The sequence below is a fragment of the Actinoplanes sp. NPDC051859 genome (assembly GCF_044452725.1).
GTDB lineage: Bacteria > Actinomycetota > Actinomycetes > Mycobacteriales > Micromonosporaceae > Actinoplanes.
This window is the reverse complement of sequence record NZ_JBITBX010000001.1, coordinates 647,282-664,793: the sequence shown is the minus strand read 5'-3', so window position 1 is coordinate 664,793 and position 17,512 is coordinate 647,282. Positions and strand designations below refer to the sequence as shown.

General features: G+C 71.9%; 17 protein-coding genes. 14 read left to right on the top strand and 3 right to left on the bottom strand.

Features of this window, described 5'->3' with window-relative positions; translation table 11 throughout:
- Positions 1-106: 106 nt before the first annotated feature.
- Positions 107-679 carry a winged helix-turn-helix domain-containing protein gene (locus ACIA1L_RS03025; RefSeq protein ID WP_396070792.1) on the bottom strand — a complete coding sequence of 191 codons (573 nt, stop codon included), beginning with the start codon at positions 677-679 and terminating at the stop codon, positions 107-109.
- Positions 680-1,214: 535 nt separating this feature from the next.
- Here ACIA1L_RS03025 and ACIA1L_RS03020 point away from each other — a divergent pair.
- The 12 genes from ACIA1L_RS03020 (at position 1,215) to ACIA1L_RS02965 (ending at position 11,919) form a co-directional block, all read left to right on the top strand.
- Complete coding sequence (locus tag ACIA1L_RS03020; RefSeq protein WP_396070791.1) at positions 1,215-1,529, top strand: hypothetical protein; 315 nt, start codon at positions 1,215-1,217, stop codon at positions 1,527-1,529.
- 48 nt (positions 1,530-1,577) lie between these two features.
- On the top strand, positions 1,578-2,414 hold the full coding sequence (locus ACIA1L_RS03015; RefSeq protein ID WP_396070790.1) for an alpha/beta fold hydrolase: 837 nt from the start codon (positions 1,578-1,580) through the stop codon (positions 2,412-2,414).
- A 106-nt stretch (positions 2,415-2,520) separates the two neighbouring features.
- Positions 2,521-3,066 (top strand): hypothetical protein, encoded by a 546-nt coding sequence (locus tag ACIA1L_RS03010; RefSeq protein ID WP_396070789.1) that lies wholly within the window; start codon positions 2,521-2,523, stop codon positions 3,064-3,066.
- A gap of 30 nt (positions 3,067-3,096) precedes the next feature.
- Positions 3,097-3,675 carry an NTP transferase domain-containing protein gene (locus tag ACIA1L_RS03005; protein WP_396070788.1) on the top strand — a complete coding sequence of 193 codons (579 nt, stop codon included), beginning with the start codon at positions 3,097-3,099 and terminating at the stop codon, positions 3,673-3,675.
- Positions 3,668-4,777: an XdhC family protein gene (locus tag ACIA1L_RS03000; RefSeq protein ID WP_396070787.1), complete on the top strand. Its 1,110-nt coding sequence runs from the start codon at positions 3,668-3,670 to the stop codon at positions 4,775-4,777. The genes ACIA1L_RS03005 and ACIA1L_RS03000 overlap by 8 nt, the downstream gene beginning before the upstream one ends.
- A complete protein-coding gene (locus tag ACIA1L_RS02995; protein ID WP_396070786.1) occupies positions 4,777-5,655 on the top strand; it encodes a pyridoxal-phosphate dependent enzyme in 879 nt (292 codons plus the stop codon). Before ACIA1L_RS03000 ends, ACIA1L_RS02995 begins: the two co-directional genes overlap by 1 nt.
- A gap of 73 nt (positions 5,656-5,728) precedes the next feature.
- Entirely contained in the window at positions 5,729-6,634 is a 906-nt protein-coding gene (locus tag ACIA1L_RS02990) for a hypothetical protein (protein ID WP_396070785.1), read from the top strand.
- Positions 6,631-7,107: an ABA4-like family protein gene (locus tag ACIA1L_RS02985; protein ID WP_396070784.1), complete on the top strand. Its 477-nt coding sequence runs from the start codon at positions 6,631-6,633 to the stop codon at positions 7,105-7,107. Before ACIA1L_RS02990 ends, ACIA1L_RS02985 begins: the two co-directional genes overlap by 4 nt.
- Positions 7,104-9,011: a DUF6528 family protein gene (locus ACIA1L_RS02980; protein ID WP_396070783.1), complete on the top strand. Its 1,908-nt coding sequence runs from the start codon at positions 7,104-7,106 to the stop codon at positions 9,009-9,011. The genes ACIA1L_RS02985 and ACIA1L_RS02980 overlap by 4 nt, the downstream gene beginning before the upstream one ends.
- 38 nt (positions 9,012-9,049) lie before the next feature.
- A complete protein-coding gene (locus ACIA1L_RS02975; RefSeq protein WP_396070782.1) occupies positions 9,050-10,288 on the top strand; it encodes a sensor histidine kinase in 1,239 nt (412 codons plus the stop codon).
- A complete protein-coding gene (locus ACIA1L_RS02970; RefSeq protein WP_396070781.1) occupies positions 10,285-10,911 on the top strand; it encodes a response regulator in 627 nt (208 codons plus the stop codon). Before ACIA1L_RS02975 ends, ACIA1L_RS02970 begins: the two co-directional genes overlap by 4 nt.
- An 81-nt stretch (positions 10,912-10,992) precedes the next feature.
- A complete protein-coding gene (locus ACIA1L_RS02965) occupies positions 10,993-11,919 on the top strand; it encodes an LPXTG cell wall anchor domain-containing protein (protein ID WP_396070780.1) in 927 nt (308 codons plus the stop codon).
- Between the two features lie 66 nt (positions 11,920-11,985).
- Here the strand turns inward: ACIA1L_RS02965 and ACIA1L_RS02960 are convergent, their stop codons facing one another.
- A complete protein-coding gene (locus ACIA1L_RS02960; protein WP_396070779.1) occupies positions 11,986-12,339 on the bottom strand; it encodes a hypothetical protein in 354 nt (117 codons plus the stop codon).
- 190 nt (positions 12,340-12,529) lie between these two features.
- Here ACIA1L_RS02960 and ACIA1L_RS02955 point away from each other — a divergent pair, with 190 nt between their 5' ends.
- Complete coding sequence (locus ACIA1L_RS02955) at positions 12,530-14,569, top strand: N-acetylmuramoyl-L-alanine amidase (protein WP_396070778.1); 2,040 nt, start codon at positions 12,530-12,532, stop codon at positions 14,567-14,569.
- Here the strand turns inward: ACIA1L_RS02955 and ACIA1L_RS02950 are convergent.
- On the bottom strand, positions 14,566-14,886 hold the full coding sequence (locus ACIA1L_RS02950) for a hypothetical protein (protein WP_396070777.1): 321 nt from the start codon (positions 14,884-14,886) through the stop codon (positions 14,566-14,568). The genes ACIA1L_RS02955 and ACIA1L_RS02950 overlap by 4 nt on opposite strands.
- Before the next feature lie 172 nt (positions 14,887-15,058).
- Here ACIA1L_RS02950 and ACIA1L_RS02945 point away from each other — a divergent pair, with 172 nt between their 5' ends.
- Positions 15,059-17,506, top strand: coding sequence for an ATP-binding protein (locus ACIA1L_RS02945; RefSeq protein ID WP_396070776.1), 2,448 nt, complete (start codon positions 15,059-15,061; stop codon positions 17,504-17,506).
- Positions 17,507-17,512: the final 6 nt, after the last annotated feature.

Sequence of the window (17,512 nt, the reverse complement as noted above, 5' to 3'; positions counted from 1 at the left end):
CTCCTATCAGCACGATAGGCAATGGAGGCCGCGGAAGCCAGGACCGCCGGGCCGATCGTGTGGACCGCCCGCACCCTATCCGACGCCGGCCCGCCCACCCCAGCGCTCAGGCCTCGCTGATCGTGACAGCAGCATCCTCGGAGAGACGGTAGCCGATCCCGTACACGGTGGTGATGATGTCCGGATCGCCCAGCTTGGTGCGCAGCCGGCTCACGTGCACGTCCACCGTCCGCACGGTGGTGTGGGTGTGGCCCCACACGTGGCCGAGCAGCTGGTGCCGGCCGAAGACCTGCCGGGGATTACGCGCCAGGAAGACCAACAGCTCGTATTCCAGTCGGCTGAGATCGAGCGCCTGGCCGTCGTAGGTGGCGGTGCGCGGCCGCAGGTCGAGGTGCAGACCCGGGCGGGTGCGCCGCGACTCCTGAGCGGCGGGCACCGGCACGAGCGCCGGACCGGCCAACGCGACGTCGGCACCCGGGCCAGCGGCCGCCACCAGCTCACGCAGCGCCGCCAGCAGCCGCTCGCCATCCTCCGAGCCGGGCTTGCCGAGCGTGATGGTCACGGTGATCGAGGACGTCGGCTCGCTGCCACGGGGCCGCAGGCTGCGGGGACGGCCGACGGGTCGGCGGACCGGGGAGCTTCGGCGAGGGGAAAGGTCGGCGACGGCGAGAACGGACATGCTGGCCTCCGGGAGGTACCACCGCGGCCGGATCTCGGCGGCGGTCGAACAATACTTTTCCCATGTACGGGATAGGATTATAGGCGCATCTATGCGCGGGCGAGTTCACGCGGAAGAAGGAGTTTCCGATGGATCTTCCTCAGGGTTCGTGGCCTGCATCGTCGCAGCGATCCACGACACCCGACCCCCGGGCGACATTGCCCGAGATGGACGAACCCCGGGTCAGCTCACCGGGGCGATCGGCCCTGGCAACACCGGGCACTCGCGCACCGGAGCAGATCGATGGCGAGGCGGGACGTCAAACGTACGTCGCGCATCAGCATGCCTCCGATCCTTCTCGTCGCACGCAACCGGAGTCAAAACAAATCCAGAATGCGGGAGGTGTTTACGCCGAAACAATAACGGTACGCCCGGGCAACCGAAAAGGTGACGGCGCACACATTGCGCCATTCGATCGTCACCGATCCCCGCTTCGCCGTCCACCGTGGGCACTGGGGCCGACCGGACCCTCGCTCGGGTTTGGCAGGATCAGCGAATGGACTACCTCGTCTCCATCCCGCTCATCCTGCTGCTGCTCGGCCTGATCGGGCTCCTGTTCGCCGCCTCGAGTGCGGCACAGCGCGACCGGCAGCGTACGGCCGCCCGGCTCGGCGCCATCGAGAACAAGCTCGACGCGCTGATCGCCCACACCGGCGCGGTCGTCACCGAACCGGCGTACCCGGAGGTCGAGGAATTCATCCGGCAGCACAAGATGATCCATGCGGTGCGGGCGTACCGGCAGGAGACCGGCGCCGACCTGCTGACAGCCAAAAACGCCGTGGACGCCATCGCCGCCCGCCTCAGCCGCTGACGTCACAAGATCTTCCGGCGGCGGGCCTGGCTGTGTGAAGCTGTGCCGATGCAACCGCGTACCCACCCCGTCATCACCTCGGACGGGCTGACGCTCACCGTCGAGGAATACGGCGTGCCCGGCGAAGCCGCCTCGATCGTCTTCCTGCCGGCCCTCGGCGTACCGCTCGGGTACTACCGCAAAATGTTCGACACGTGGGCTGACCGCGGTCGTCACCTCGTCGGCGTCGAGCTCCGCGGCATGCCGCAGAGCCCGGTCGGCGATCTGCGCCGTGCCACCTTCGGGTACGCCCACCTGGTCAACGTCGACATCCCCGCCGTCTTCGCCGGCTCCGCAGTCGCGGCCGCCGACAAGGTCGCGCTGGTCGGCCACAGCCTCGGCGGACAGCTCGCCCTGCTGTCCGGCGCCGCCGGCAGCGTCAACCCGGACGCCATCGTCACCCTCGGCACCGGCACCAGCTCCACCGCCGCCCGCCGCAGCCGCATCGGCCGCGCCCAGCGCGCCGCCGGTGTCCGCCTCGTCGGCGCGGTGACCTGTTCGCTCGGCTACTGGCCGGGCCACCGCCTCGGCTTCGCCGGACGCCAGCCCCGCACCCTGATGGCCGACTGGGGCTACGAGGCCCGCCACGGCCGGTACCGCCTGCACGGCGACCGCACCGACTACGAGGCGGCATTCGCCCGCATGCAGACGCCAGTCCTGCTGGCCGGCATCGCCGGCGACCGTATGATCCCTACAGCAGCAGTCGACCACCTCGCCCGGCGCCTGCCACCCCACGTCGAACGTACCCGCATCGACACCATCCGCGACCACTTCCTCTGGGCCCGCCGCGCGCCCGAACAGGTCATCGACAAGGTCGACTCCTGGCTCGTCAGCCACCAGCTCTGACGCGGGGCGGCCGCCCTCCGCGAGATCGACCGGGCGGCAGGGCACCCCGGGTCACGATCCGGGACACGTCCTCGGCACCCGGGCGACGCCTCGCTACCGTGGGCGGGTGTCTGAGATCCCGTGGTGGAGCCTGCCCCTCGTCGCCGCAGTGTTCGCCCTGGCCGGGGCGGGGGTGACCCTGCTGGTGTCGGCCCGTGACGACTACGTGCGCAGCCGGACGAAGCGGACCAAACGCTGGTACGCCGAGCGCCGCGACGCGTACGTCGCTCTGCTGACCCAGTTCGAGCGCGCCTCGTACCGGTTGCGGGCAGCACTGGAGACGGGCCAGCGGATGCCGGGACCGTTCACCTACACCGACGAGGTCGGTCCGGCGCTGATGCAGGTCCGGCTGCTCGCCTCGGGTCAGGTGCGCAGCGCCGCCCTGGCCGTGCACCTGCTGCTGGAAAAGCTGTACGCCGAGCGTCCGACCCCACCGCCCGGTGTCGACCCGGCCAAGTCGGCCCGGGAAATGCTCGGCCACGTGCCGCTGGTGATGCAGGAGTTGGAGGCGGCGATCCGGGAGGAGCTGGGCATGGAGGCGATGCCGCCGGCGGAGCTGCCCGCTACTCACGTGGCTACCCGGGCGTGGTGGCGTCGGCGTAGAGCGGTTTAGGGAGTCCGTCGGCTGGATACGCTCGCTGCCATGAAGATCGCCGGGCTCGTCCTCGCGGCGGGCGGCGGGCGCCGGTTCGGCCGGCCCAAAGCCCTGGTGCCCTGGCAGGGCCGGACCCTCGTCGCGCACACGGCTGAGACGTCCGTCCGGGCAGGCTTGCACCCCACCGTGGTGGTGATCGGTGCGGCGGCCGACCGCGTCCGTGCGGCCGCGCCGGGCCTCGACTACGTCGAGAACCCCGGATGGGAGACCGGCATGGCGTCGTCACTGCGCGCCGGGCTGGCTGCCCTCACGCCGACGAACGCCACCGCGGCGGTGGTCCTGCTGGTCGACATGCCCGGCATAACCCCCGCTTCCGTACGCCGCATCGCCGCGCAAGCCTCCCCCACCGCCCTGGTCACCGGCACGTACGCCGGCCGCCGCGGCCACCCGGTCCTGCTGGGCCGGAACCACTGGGCCGCCATCGCTCGAAGCGCGACAGGGGATTCCGGCGCCCGTGACTACCTGCGCGCGCACGCCGCCGAGGTGGAGACCGTGCCGGTCGACGACGTGGCGAACGATCACGACCTGGACACTCCGGCGGATCTGGCGGTGGCCGAGCGTGCGTGACCTGCTGGCGGACCTCCTCGCCGCGGGCCGCCACGGCGAACCGGCCGGGCTGGCGACCGTGACCGCCACCTGGTCCAGTGCACCCCGGCAGCCCGGCGCGGCGATGCTGGTCCGCGCCGACGGCAGCGCCGTGGGCAGTGTCTCGGGTGGCTGCGTGGAGGCCGCCGTCTACGAGCTGTGCCGCGACGTGGCCGAGTCCGGCACACCCCGGTCCGCCCGGTACGGCGTCACCGACGACGACGCGTACGAGGCGGGACTGCCCTGTGGTGGCACCATCGACGTCTTTGTGGAACGGGCCGGGTTCCCCGAGCTGGAGGTCCTCGCCGCCGCGGTGCAGACGGACCAGCCGGTAGCGCTGCTGACCTGTGTGGACGGTGCGAGCGGGCAACTCGGCCGGCATCTCGTGCTCACCCCGGACGGACGGTACGGCTCGCTGGGCGGCGACCGGCTGGACGATGCGGCCACCGACGACGGGCGCGGCATGCTGGCCGCCGGCCGGACCGGGCTGTTGCGCTACGGCCCGGCCGGGCAGCGCCGCGGCACCGGCCTCGCCGTGCTGGTCAGCTCGTTCACCCCGGCCGCCCGGATGCTGGTTTTCGGGGCGACCGACCACGCCGCGGCGGTGGCCCGGATCGGCGCGTTCCTCGGCTACCGGGTCACGGTCTGCGATGCCCGGCCGGTCTTTGCCACGGCCGAACGGTTCCCGGAGGCGGACGAGGTCGTCGTCGACTGGCCGCACCGCTATCTCGCCGCCGAGGCCTCGGCCGGGCGCGTCGATACCCGTACGGTGGTGTGTGTGCTGACCCACGACACCCGATTCGACGTGCCGGTGCTGTCGGTCGCGCTGGACCTGCCGCTCGCGTACGTGGGGGCGATGGGTTCCCGGCGAACCCACGACGACCGGCTCAAGCGGTTGCGCGAGACCGGCCTGCCCGACTCGACGCTGGACCGGTTGAGCTCCCCGATCGGGCTGGACCTTGGCGCCCGTACGCCGGAGGAGACCGCGGTCAGCGTGGCCGCCGAGATCGTGGCCCTGCGCTGGCGCGGCACCGGCGAACGGCTCTCGGCCACCGCCGGCCCCATCCACCACGAGGACAACTGATGGCTTCGCTCGCCCCGGTGCCGCTGGGCACCTGGCCGACCCCGCTGGAACCGGCACCCCGCCTGTCCGACGCGCTCGGCCTGGACGAACTGTGGATCAAACGCGACGACCTCACCGGGCTGGGCGGTGGCGGCAACAAAGTCCGCAAGCTGCAATGGCTCTGCGCGCAAGCTCTCGACGCGGGCGCGACCCGGCTCGTCACCACCGGCGCGGCCCAGTCCAACCATGCCCGACTCACCGCCGCGGCCGCCGCCCGGCTCGGTCTGCCCTGCACCCTGGTGCTGCGCGGCGACCCACCGGCAACCCACCGCGGCAATCTCCTGCTCGATGAGCTGTCCGGCGCAGCGATCGTCTGGGCTGGTGCGGCGCCGTTGGACGAGGTGGCCGCCGCGCAGGACGGCTACGTCATCCCGTTCGGCGGAACGTCGCCGGTCTCGGCCCGGGGCTATCAGGGCTGCGCCCGGGAACTGCTGGCCCAACTGCCCGACCTGTCCACCGTCGTCGTGGCGCTGGGCTCGGGCGGCACGATGGCCGGGCTGGTCGCCGAACTCGGCCCACACCGGGTGCAAGGCGTGGACGTCGGCGCGCTCCCCGACCCTCGCGCCACCGTGGCAGCTTTGCTGACCGACATGGGCACGCCGGCAGACCCGGCGGCACTGCAGATCGACGAGACCCAGGTCGGCGCGGGCTATGCCACCCTGACAGATTCGGTACGGTCGGCGCTCGTGCTCGCCGCCCGGACCGAAGGGCTGTTCCTCGATCCGACGTACACCGGCCGGGCGCTGGCCGGTCTGCGCGCGAACCCACCCGACGGCAAGGTCGTGTTCCTGCACACCGGCGGCCTGCCCGGCCTCTTCGGCCACCCCGACCTGACCTGACCTCCTCCCTGGGTAGGAGGCGACGGGCTTACGGGCGGAGGAATCCGAGGCCTGGGCCACGCAGGATCAGGTCATGCCAACTCTGTCGCGTCTGCACCGCCCGTTGCTGGTCTTCACCGCGGCGATGGCGCTGCTCGCCGTGATCGCCGCGGTGGGCGTCGCCGTGGACTCGCGGGTGCTCACCGGGATGCCGATCTGGGCGAAGCCGCTCAAGTTCTCGGTGTCGTTTGTGCTGTACGCCGGGACTCTCGCCTGGATGCTGTCGCTGTTGCCACGCCGCGGTCGTGCTGCCGGATGGGCGGCAACTGTCATCGTGGCAACCGGAGTCGCTGAGATGGTCGTCATTGTCGGCCAGGTGCTGCGCGGAACCACCAGCCACTACAACGAGCAGACCCCGTTCGATGCGCTGCTGTGGCAGGTCATGGCCGTCTCCATCATGGTGCTGTTCGGCGCGCACTTCGTCGTCGGAGTGGCGCTGCTCCGGGCCCGGATCGCCGACCGGGCCGCCGCCCACGCCGTACGGTGGGGGCTCGGTTTGTCCCTGCTCGGCATGCTGGCGGCCATTCCGATGACCCTGCCGTCCGCCGCACCCGCCGGACAGACCGGCATCGCCGGTGCGCACAGCGTGGGGGTGAGTGACGGCGGGCCGGGATTGCCGCTGCTGGGCTGGAGTACGACCGGCGGTGACCTGCGCATCGGCCACTTCGTGGGGCTGCACGCCCTGCAGGCCCTGCCGCTGCTCGCCATGCTGCTCGGCCGTCGCGCGGACACCCTCACCCGGCTGCGGCTGATCGCCGTGGGCGGCGGCGCGTACGGCGCGCTGACCGTGCTGCTGACCTGGCAGGCGCTGCGCGGGCAGCCGCTGCTGCAGCCCGACGCGTTGACACTGGCTGCTGTCGGCGCGCTGATCATCGCCACCGCGCTGGCCGCGGGTGCGGTTCTGCGCGCCCGGCGGCCGGAACTGGAGCTTGCTGCATGACCGCCGTCCTGTTCCCGCTGACCTTCGCCGTCGCCGCCCCGTTCTGGGCGCTGATGATCCTGCTGCCGCGCTGGTCGTGGACCCGCCGGATCGTCACGTCGCCGCTGATCGTCCTCCCGGTCGTGGTCATCTACGCGCTCCTGGTCCTGCCCGCGCTGGCTACGGTGCTGCCCGAGGTCGCCGACCCGGACCTCGAGGGCATCCGGGCGTTCCTCGGCACGGCGGACGGCGCGGCGGCGGCCTGGGCGCACATGATCGCCTTCGACCTGTTCGTCGGCCGCTGGGCGTGGCTCGACGGCACCGACCGTGGCATACCGATCTGGCTCATGTCGCCGCTGCTGGTGCTGACGATCCTGCTCGGCCCGCTCGGCCTCGGGGCGTACCTGCTGGTCCGCACCCGCTACCGTGCGGCGCTGCAGCGGACGTCTCCCGACCCGGCACCCGTAGGCCCCACGTCAAAGGAACACGCATGACCTTCACCACAGGTGCGCCGAACGCCACCCTCCGGCGCCGCCTCGGTGCCCTGACCGTGGCCGTACTCAGTGCCGTCACCCTGGGCTCGGCGGTGACCGCCACCGGCGCTTCCGCGGCTCCGGACGACCACTGGATCCTCGCCGGTGACCAGGCCGGACGCCAGTTGCTCGCGCTCGACCCCGCCGTCGCCGACTGGAACGGCGGCGCGGCCGTCCGATGGGAGTGGAAGCCCACCGCGGCCCGCGGTTACAGCGCCGCGGAGACGGCCGCCTTCGCCGGTGGCAACGACTTCCGCGTCCGGACCCGTGGAGCCAGCCCCGATCAGCGCCTCGTCCTGGTCGACGGGCGCGGTCTGTCCACCGTTGCCGCGTACCCGTCCGGGCGCCGCCTCTGGGCCCAGGTGATCCCCGGCAACCTGCACTCCATCGAGCTGCTGCCGGACGACAATGTCGCCGTGGCCGCCAGCACCGGTGGATTCGTCCGGGTGTACGCCGCATCGCAGGGCCCGAACGCCGCGGCCTACGACCAGTTCGACCTGCCGGACGCCCACGCCACCCTCTGGGACCCGACGACCACCCGGCTGTGGGTCACCGGCCGGGACCGGGAGACGAAGAAGCACATCCTCACCGCCCTGGTGGTGGGCGGCACCCCCGCCGCGCCGACCCTGCGCGAGGACGTCGACAAGCGGGTGACCCTGCCGTCGGTCTGGGGTCACGACGTGTCCGCGAACAGTCAGGATCCCGGCAAGCTGTGGGTGACGACAAACGGCGGCGCCTACTCCTACGACAAGGCGACCCGACAGTTCACCGACCTCGGGGCGGCGAACCGCATCGAGGTCAAGGCCATCGGCAACCAGCCCTCGGGCCAGCTCGTCGAGACGATGCCCGACAACGCGAAGAACCCGAAGGGCGACTGCCGGGCCAGCACCTGGTGCACCGACACCGTCGACTTCTTCGGACCGGACAGCACCCGTACCCGCAAGGGCGCCGCCTTCTACAAGGCCCGCATCCTGAATTCGCACTACAGCGTCGAGGATCAGAGCCTGCGCGGCAAGGTGTGGACGCGTACGCGCGGCGCCGACGACCGGTGGGCCGCCGCCGTCAGGATCGACGGGAACCCCGCCATCAGCCGGGCCGCCGCCACCGCATCGCCGGACGGGACCACCCACGTCTTCACCCTGGTGCCGGGCAGCGGCGTGTGGCACCGCTCCCGCGACGCCGCCGGCCGCTGGGCGGGCTCCGCGACGAAGGTGGACGGCAACGGCGACGCCACCCGGATCGCCGCCGCCACCACGCCGGACGGACGGCTCCACCTCTTCACCCTGGTGCCCGGCAGCGGCGTGTGGCACCGCGAACGCGGCACCACGGGCTCCTGGGCCACGGCCGGCGACCGGATCGACGAGAACGGGGACGTCACCGACCTCACCGCCGCGGCACTCCCGGACGGCACCACTCAGGTCTTCACCCTGCTGCCGGGCAGCGGCGTGTGGCACCGCGAACGCGCCGCTGCCGGCGGCTGGGGTTCCGCCACCCGGGTGGACACCAACGGCCGGATCACCGGCCTGTCGGCGACCGGAACAGCCGCGGGAACGCTGCACCTGTTCACCCTGCTGCCGGGCAACGGCGTGTGGCACCGCGAACGCGCCGGCGCCCAGTGGGGCAGCGCCGCACGGATCGACACCGACGGGGGGATCCGGGCGCTCGCGGCATCCGGCTGGCCGGGCCGGAACCTGCAGGTGACGACCGCACCGGCCGGCGCCGGAGTGTGGAGCCGGACCAGATCACAGGACGGCACCTGGCAAACGCCGCAGCTCGCCGACGACGACACCTCCGTCCTGCACGTGTATGCCGCGGAACTCCCCGACGGCACCCTGCAGGTCGGCAAGATCCCCGAGGTTTCCTGAGCCCGGCCCAGGGCGGGGCGGGGCCTAGGGTGGTCGGCATGGGATGGGTGAGCCGGCTCTTCGACGCGCGGGACACCCTCGTGCGCATGCTGCTGCTCGACCTCAGCGGGGTCGGCTACCTCGTTTTCGGCACCGGGGCCGGGCATGCTCCCACCCGTACCCAATGGGTCCTGGCTCTGATCGCCTTTGGCACGGCCCTGCTGCTGCACCAGCGCCGGGTGGCGAACCTGCTCGCCCAGTCGGCCCTGCTCATCGTCGCGTTCGTCATGATCGACGACCAGATGATCAACGAGGTGGGTGCCGCGTTCGCCCTCCTCGAACTGACCATGGCCGCGACCCGGCCCCGGACCTTCGCCGCCGGCGCCGCCCTGGTCGCTGCCATCAACCTCACCGCCGGGTACGCCCACGGCCCGGACCGCTGGACCGGCCCGCTCTATGCGGCGCTCGTGGTGGTCGGCCTGCCCGTCCTGCTCGGCCTGGTCATTCGCACCACCCGGGAACTGGGCCAGCAGGCGGAGGCCAAAGCGGAGGCAGAGCGCCAGCAGCGCGAATCGGAGAGCCGCGCCGCCCGCGCCGACGAACGCAGCGCCATCGCCCGCGAGCTCCACGACGTGGTCGCCCACCACGTCGCCTCGATGGTGCTGCGGGTCGGCGTCGCCCGGCACGTCCTGCCGGACGCCGACCCCCGGGTCACCGACGTCTTCGACGACGTCCACCGCACCGGCACCGCAGCCCTGGCCGACCTGCGCCGGCTGGTCGCGGTGCTGCGTGATCCTTCCGTACGCACGGACGCCGCCCTTACCGCCCTCGAACCGTCCGCGCTGCCCGCCGCCCTCGCCGCGGCCGTGGCAACGGCGGAACAGGCCGGCCTGACCATCGCCCGCACCCTCAGCCCCGAAGCGTCATCCATCGACGCGGTCCGCGGCATGGCGGTCTTGCGCCTCACCCAGGAGGCTCTCACCAACGTGGCCAAACATGCCGGTCCGACTGCGCGGGCGACCCTCGCCGTGACCGTGACCGACGGCAACGTCCACTGGTCGGTGACGGACGACGGCGGCGGCACACCACCCGGCCTGCCCGCCGGCGGCAGCGGACACGGCCTGACCGGCATGCGGGAACGGGTCGAGGTGCTCGGCGGCACCCTCACCGCAGGTCCGGACGGTAACGGTTGGCGGGTCGCCACGCTCCTGCCCGGCACCGATCAGCCCGCCGCTGCCGCGCCCGCTTCCCCGCCCGCCGCTGCCAGCCTCGTCGACCCGGGCGGGAGCAGCGGGTGATTCGGGTGCTGCTGGTGGATGACCAGCCGCTCATCCGGACCGGGCTGCGCATGCTCTGCGAAGCCGAACCGGACGTCACCGTGGTGGGCGAGGCCGACAACGGCCGGGACGCGACCACGCTCGCCGCCCGCCTCACCCCCGACGTCATCGTCATGGATCTGCGCATGCCCGGCGTCGACGGCATCACTGCCACCAGTCGCATCCTCGCCGCCCGCCCGGCCACCCGGATCGTGGTCCTCACCACCTTCGGTGATGATGACCACCTCTATCCCGCCCTGGCCGCGGGAGCGTGTGGATTCCTCCTCAAGGACGCGCCCCCGACCGAGCTCCTCGACGGCATCCGTCGCGCCGCCGCCGGTGACAGCCCGTTCAGTCAGGACGTCCTGCATCGCCTCGTGCAGCGTGCCGTCGCAGCTCAGGGCGGTGAGCCCCGCCGGATCCCCGGCCTGACCGCCCGCGAACGCGACGTCCTCGACCTCGTCGCCGAGGGCCTCTCCAACACCGAGATCGGCGACCGACTCCACATCGGAGTTACCACGGTCAAGACCCACGTCACGAGCCTGATGTCCAAGACCGGCAGCCCCAACCGCGTCCGTCTCGCCCTATACGCCCGCTCCGCCTGATCCAGCCACCCCGGTGGATACGTTGCCGCTCCGGAAGTCGGCCGTCTATGGTGTGCCGGTTCTTGATCAACGGGGAGACACGTGAACACTCGCACCTTGCTCGCATCGGTCCTGCTCGCCGCCGGCGTGGCCGCGCTGCCCACCGCCGCCTTCGCGGCCGAAGACATGGGCGTCCTGCACGTTCGGACCGGAGCCGCGGTGCCGGTCCACCCCGGGGAGACCGTGACGGTTCCGGTCGGCATCGCCAATGTCAGCGACAAGCCCGTCACCGGGGTCGTGGCGGAGATCCGGGTCCTCAACGACGTCAACCTGCCGACCACGTTCAGCAACTGTCGGTACTACGTCGACAGCAACGTCGAAGGCGCATTGTGCGAATTCGACACGGAGTTCGCGCCCGGGAAGGTCTACGAGATCGCCGGCCTCCAGGTCTCGGTGGAGCCCGTCGTCAAGAAGGACAAGCTCACTCCGGTGATCGTCCGCATGCTGACCCCCGAGTGGGTGAAGGGGCAAGGCGGCATTGACGCGTTCGCCGCCAAGGAGGCTGGCCGGGGCACATCGGTCAAGACCGGGACCGCGGGTCCGGCGACTCTGGTCGAGGCGACCCACCCGCTGAGCACCGAGGGTGAGGTCGTCGGCTTCGCAGGGCTCAGCCTGATCGTCCCGCCGGCTCCGGTTGTCCCGACCGCGCCCAGCAGCAGCGCGCCAGCGCCCACTGTCCCGGCTGCGCCCAGCAGCGCCCCGGCGCCGGTTGTTCCGGGCAGCGCGCCAGCCTCGGCGCCGACCAGCGCCCAGGCTCCGGCCGTCCCGGCGTCGGCGTCGGCGTCGGTAAGCGCTACGGCCACCGGTGGTGCCGCGGCTGCTCCCGCCACGCCCGGCACCGGCGGCGGTGACCTGGCGTTCACCGGCAGCGACGCCGCCACGGTCGCGACCGTGGGCGTGGGCGCTCTCCTGCTCGGCACGGTGGGCTTCTTCGTCGCGCGCCGGCGACGGACCCGCTTCGTCGCCTGACCTGTCGCACACCGAGTGGAGGGCCGGCCTGATGGCCGACCCTCCACTCGCCGTTGCAGCGGGCGATCAGCGCAGAAGGTAGAAGCGCCAGAAGTCGTGGGGGATGTCGAGGGTGCGCGGGTCGGTGAAGCCGGCCGCACGAGCCCAGGACAACAGGGTCGGCGCGCGAAGAACCGTGCCATGGGCGTGGTCGGGGCTCTCGGCTCGGGTCGCGGGCAGGCAGTGCAGGACGCTGAAGGCGTACTGGAGGCGTTCGATCTCCCCGGCCGGGGCGGTGAACTCGTCCTCGACCCGTTCGTCGCCGATGAGGACGCTGCCATCGAGGGCGAGGACGGCGCGGGCGGCGGCCAGGACCTTGACCGGGTCGCCCATGTCGTGCAGGACCACCGCCGGCGCGGCAGATGTGCCAGGCGACGGCACAGAGATCACCTCCTCTGATCGGCACTGCCGCCGGGCTTTTTAACGGTTCGCGAGGTGCGAAACGGGTCTGGAGAAACCCCTGCGCAAGACGTGAATAACGCGTACGTTTCATCCTGATCTGGGCCGGTCCGAAGTCTTTCGCGGGGGGATACGCGTGGAACGAGTGCACAGGCGAGTCATCAGTTCGGCAGTGAGCACCGCCGTCGCCTTCGGTGGCGTGGTGGTGGTCATGGGCCTCGGAGGGCAGGCGGGACCAGCCGCGTTGCGAGCGGAGGTGGCCCCGGCGGAGCCCACACTCCACACCATCGACCTGGCCCCAGCCGCGGCGGGCTTCGCCCGGACCACACCGGGGGGCGGGCACGTCATTGCCCCGCGGACCACCGAGGAGTTCAGCCTGCTCGGTGCCACCTGGACCGACCCGAAGCGCCGACTTACCGGCATCGTGCAGGTGCGGACCCGGTCGGTCGCGGACGGCACCTGGACACCGTGGCAGAACCTCGAAGCCGACGAGCCGAACCCGGCTGAACCGGGCTCCGGCGACGCAGTGAGCAACCGTGGCAGCACCGATCCGCTGTGGGTCGGCCCCTCGGACGGGATCGAAGCCCGGGTGTCCGGCGCCGGCCGGGTCACGGCGCTCCCGCCCGGCCTCCGCCTCGACCTGATCGACCCGGGCGAGGCACCGGTCGCGCCCGAGCCGAAGGCGTACGGGCGGGCGCTGAAAAGCGTCACCGTGCCACCGCGGCCGGCACCGACTGTGGTGACCCGGGCGCAGTGGGGTGCCAACGAGAAGCTGGTCAAGGAGGCGCCGGAATACACCACGGACGTCCAGGTGATTTTCGTGCACCACACCGCCGGAACGAACGGCTACCGCTGTGCGGACTCCGCGTCGATCATCCGCGGGATTCAGGCGTACCACGTGAAGAGCAACCACTGGAACGACATCGGCTACAACTTCCTGGTCGACAAGTGCGGCACGCTGTTCGAGGGACGCCGCGGTGGCATCACCCAGGCGGTGCTGGGCGCACACACGTTGGGCTTCAACGCGCACAGCAGCGCGATCGCGGTGCTCGGCAACTACGCGTCGCAAGGGGTGCCGGCCCGGGTGCGGAATGTCATCGCGCAGGTGGCGGCGTACAAGTTGGGGGCGTACGGCAACTCCGCAGCCGGCCGGACCACGCTGATCTCCAGCGGCAGCGACCGCTACGCCGAGGGCAGCAAGGCGTCGCTGAACCGGATCTCGGGACACCGCGACACCGGTAAGACCGAGTGCCCCGGCAACGCCCTCTACAGCCAGCTCGGCACGTTGCGCGGGCTCGCCTCGGCGCCGCCGCGCGGCTTCCAGCTGACCAAGATGAACGGCGCCACGAAGTCCGGTGACGTCTGGTTCAGCCGTGGAACGATCCGGCCGTACTGGCAGGTGGGCACGGCGGCGACCATGATGCACCGCTACGACGTGTACGTCGATGACGTCCTGACCGCGTCGGTGCCTGCCACGCAGAAGCAGCAGCTGGTCCAGCTCACACCGGGCAAGCACAAGGTACGCGTCCGGGCCGTCGCGCTGAACGGCCGCAGTGCCAGCGTGGAAGCCGACGTCTACGCCGACGAGACGCTGCCCGAGTTCACCAGCGGGCCCAACGTCACGCTGCGGCCAGGCTCGCTGAACAGTGCCGTACCGGTCCGGTTGACCTGGGCGGCCAGCGACACCGGCGGGCTGCGTTCGATGTGGCTGACCTCGCCGGTGGCGGCAAACCTGGGCAGCACCGCGCGGGCCTGGACCGGTTCGGTGCGGCCGAGCGTGGAGACCACCTTCGGCCTGCGAGCCACCGACAAGGCGGGCAATGCCCGGTCGGTGGCGGCGGTACGGACCCCGGTCCTGCTCGCCGAATCGACAGCGGCACAGACCGGCACCTGGCGTTCGGTCGGCAGCCCCGCCTACCTGGGCGGGACCGCCCTGCGCAGCACCGCCGAGGGCGCGTCACTGAGCTGGACCTTCACCGGCCGGGCTGCCGCGCTGGCGGTGAGCCGGACCGCGATCTCGGGCCGGGTCCAGGTCTACGTGGACGACGCTCCCGCGGGCATCGTCGACCTGCACTCCCCGAGCACGCTGAACCGGCGCGCACTGTGGAGCCGTTCGTGGACCACCAGCGCCGAACGTACGGTCAAGATCGTGGTGGAGGGCACCACGGGCCGTCCCGGCATCCTCTCCGACGGACTGGTCTATCTGCGTTAGCAGTCGGTCCGCTGGTCGAGCACTGCGCGGAGGGCGCGCAGTGCGAAGTAGAGATCGGACTTGACCTCGCGGACCGGCAGTCCTCGTGCCGCGGCGGCCGCCTCCAGCGGGACGCCCTGATAGAACAGCTCGATCAGGATCTCGCGGTGGGCGGCCGCGAGATCCTCGATCGCCCGGACGATCGTGGTGTGCGGGTGCCCGGTCCGCGGGCCGGCGCGCTGCCGCGCGAACCGTTCGGCGGCGCTGCCGGGGGCCGGAGTGAACAGGTCGGCGTGGCGTGGTGGCGAGCCGGAGCGGTCGGCCGCGTGGCGGCCCATGCGTTCCCCTCTCCGTCGGGTGATGCGAGGGTCCCATGCTGATCCACCAGCGGCGCCGCGGCACCGGGAAAAGTACCCGCGTCCACGGATTCGGGTATCACCCGGGTAGTTCCCCGGTGTCCCCGGTCGACGGCACTCTCCACAGCCCGCGATCGCGCACTAACGTGCACCTATGAGCACCGCCACGAGCCCACCCAAATCGCGGGGCAACCTACCCGCCGAGGTGACCAGCTTCGTGGGCCGGCGGCACGAGCTGACGGGCCTGCGGCGGATGCTCAGCACCAGCCGGCTGGTCACCCTGACCGGTGCGGGCGGAGTCGGCAAGACCCGGCTGGCTCAGCACGCCGGCCTGGAGCTGCGCCGCGCGTTCCGCGACGGGGTGTGGCTCACCGAGCTGGCCGAGCTGCGCGACCCCGACCTGCTGGCGGTCACGGTTGCCGAGGCGTTGGGCATCCGCGAGGAAGCCGTACGCCCGGACGCCCCGGGATTGTCGGCTTTCCTCGCGGACCGGCACGCGCTGCTCATCCTGGACAACTGCGAGCACCTGGTTTCCGCCTGCGCGGACCTGGTGGCGACATTGCTGCGCGCGTGCCCGTACCTGCGGATTGTCATCACCAGCCGGCAGGCGCTACGGATCACCGGCGAGGCAACCCTGACCGTGCAGCCGCTGTCGGTGCCGGCGGCGGACCTGACCTGCACGCCCGCCGACCTGGCCCGGTACGAGGCGGCGAGCTTGCTCGTGGAGCGGGCGACCGCTGTGCAGCCGGACTTCGCGGTCACGGAGGCAAACTGCGCCACCATCACGGCACTGGTCCAGGCGCTCGAGGGCGTGCCGCTGGCGATCGAGCTGGCGGTGGCACGGCTGCGGGTGCTGACGTTGGCGGAGATCCTCGACCGGTTGACGGACCGCTACCGCCTGCTGACCTCCGGCGCGCGCAACGCCCCGGCCCGGCAGCAGACTCTGCGTGCGCTCGTCGACTGGAGTTGGGACCTGTGCACGGAGTCGGAGCGGCGGCTCTGGGCTCGGCTGTCGGTCTTCTCCGGCGGGTTCGAGTTGGACGCCGCCGAGCAGATCTGCGCTTTTCCGCCCCTGACGAGCGAATCGATCCTCGACCTGGTCGCCTCGTTGGTGGACAAGTCGGTGCTGTTCCGGGTCGGCGACGGCCCGCGGGCGCGCTACCGGATGCTCGAGGTGGTCCGCGAGTACGGCGCCACCCGGCTCATCGCGGACGGGGAACAACCGGAGGTGGCGCGGCGGCACTGCGCATGGTTCGCCGACATCGCGCACTACGGCGACGTGCACTGGGCCAGCCCGGACCAGGCCGCACTCATGCGGCGGTCCCGCCACGAGCAGGCCAATCTCCGGGTCGCCCTCGAACACGCGGTCACGGCCGCCCCGCCCGAGGTGGCCCTGCGGTTCGCGGCCGACCTGCAGAACCACTGGTTCGTCCGCGGGTTCCTGTCCGAGGGTCGGCACTGGCTGGAGCGTGCCCTCGCGCTGCCCCCGCCACAGCACTGGACCCGCGCGCGGGCGTTGCGCGTTGCCGCCTGGATCGCCTGCGTGCAGGGCGACCAGTCGCGCGCGTCGGCGTTGCTGGCTGAAGCGAAGGATCTGGCGGCCACGCTGCCCCCGTCGCCGGAGGACGCTTTCATCCCGGTGGTCGAGGGCAACATCGCCATGTTCGCGGGAGACCATGCGGCGGCCCTTCCGCTGTTCGAAACTGCGCTTTCCGGCTTCCGTACGCTCGACGTCCACGCCGGTGAACTGTGGTGTCTCGCCGTCCTGGGTCTCGCCCGCGGGTTGTCGTCGCCCTCCCCCGCCGACGGCTACGCCGACCTGCTGGCCTGCCGCGACCTCGCGGAGTCGCACGGCGAGGTTTGGTGGCGCTCGTTCGCGCTGTGGGCGCTGAGCGTCTTGCGCTGGCGGGCCGGGGATCACCCGGGTGCCACCGCGGCCGCCCGGGAAAGCCTGGAGATCGGCACGGTTGTCGAGGACGAGCAGTTCACGGTCGGATTGTCGCTGGAGGCGTTGGGCTGGGTGGCCGGCAGCGAACGCCGAGACCAGCGGGCCGCACAGCTGCTGGGCGCGTCGGATCGCATGTGGCGGGCCATGCAGGCGTCCCTGTCGTCGTTCCGCAGCATGCGCGATTTCCATGACGAAGCCATGTCTCAGCTTCGCGACCGACTCGGCGACCGGTCGTTCGAGGCGGCCTTCCGACACGGCAAGACCTTGACCGGCCCCGAGGCCATGGCGCTGGCCCTGGACCGCATCCCTGCCCCGCGCGGCGAAGCCGACCCGGCGGCCCGGACTACCGGCCGCAACGCCGAAGCCGGTCGGTCGGCGGGCGCTGGCCCGGCCCGCGACGCCGAAGCCGGCAGCCTGGATGCTGGCGCCGACCGGGCCGTCGGCTGGCCCGGGCCGGAGCTGGCCGGTCTGGGGTTGACCCGGCGGGAGCGGGAGGTGGCGGCGCTCGTCGCCGAGGGGATGACGAACCGGGAGATCGCCGCGCGGCTGGTGGTGGCGCAGCGCACGGCCGAGGGCCACGTGGAGAACATCCTCAGCAAGCTGGGTTTCACGTCGCGGTCCCAGGTCGCCGCCTGGTTGGCCGCCCAGCGCTGAAGGTCC

What these genes read in the sequence shown, in the direction of transcription:
- ACIA1L_RS03025 (WP_396070792.1), bottom strand. Translation starts at nt 679, where the DNA reads ATGTCCGTTCTCGCCGTCGCCGACCTTTCCCCTCGCCGAAGCTCCCCG.
- ACIA1L_RS03020 (WP_396070791.1), top strand. Translation starts at nt 1,215, where the DNA reads ATGGACTACCTCGTCTCCATCCCGCTCATCCTGCTGCTGCTCGGCCTG.
- ACIA1L_RS03015 (WP_396070790.1), top strand. Translation starts at nt 1,578, where the DNA reads ATGCAACCGCGTACCCACCCCGTCATCACCTCGGACGGGCTGACGCTC.
- ACIA1L_RS03005 (WP_396070788.1), top strand. Translation starts at nt 3,097, where the DNA reads ATGAAGATCGCCGGGCTCGTCCTCGCGGCGGGCGGCGGGCGCCGGTTC.
- ACIA1L_RS02995 (WP_396070786.1), top strand. Translation starts at nt 4,777, where the DNA reads ATGGCTTCGCTCGCCCCGGTGCCGCTGGGCACCTGGCCGACCCCGCTG.
- ACIA1L_RS02990 (WP_396070785.1), top strand. Translation starts at nt 5,729, where the DNA reads ATGCCAACTCTGTCGCGTCTGCACCGCCCGTTGCTGGTCTTCACCGCG.
- ACIA1L_RS02985 (WP_396070784.1), top strand. Translation starts at nt 6,631, where the DNA reads ATGACCGCCGTCCTGTTCCCGCTGACCTTCGCCGTCGCCGCCCCGTTC.
- ACIA1L_RS02980 (WP_396070783.1), top strand. Translation starts at nt 7,104, where the DNA reads ATGACCTTCACCACAGGTGCGCCGAACGCCACCCTCCGGCGCCGCCTC.
- ACIA1L_RS02975 (WP_396070782.1), top strand. Translation starts at nt 9,050, where the DNA reads ATGGGATGGGTGAGCCGGCTCTTCGACGCGCGGGACACCCTCGTGCGC.
- ACIA1L_RS02950 (WP_396070777.1), bottom strand. Translation starts at nt 14,886, where the DNA reads ATGGGCCGCCACGCGGCCGACCGCTCCGGCTCGCCACCACGCCACGCC.
- ACIA1L_RS02945 (WP_396070776.1), top strand. Translation starts at nt 15,059, where the DNA reads ATGAGCACCGCCACGAGCCCACCCAAATCGCGGGGCAACCTACCCGCC.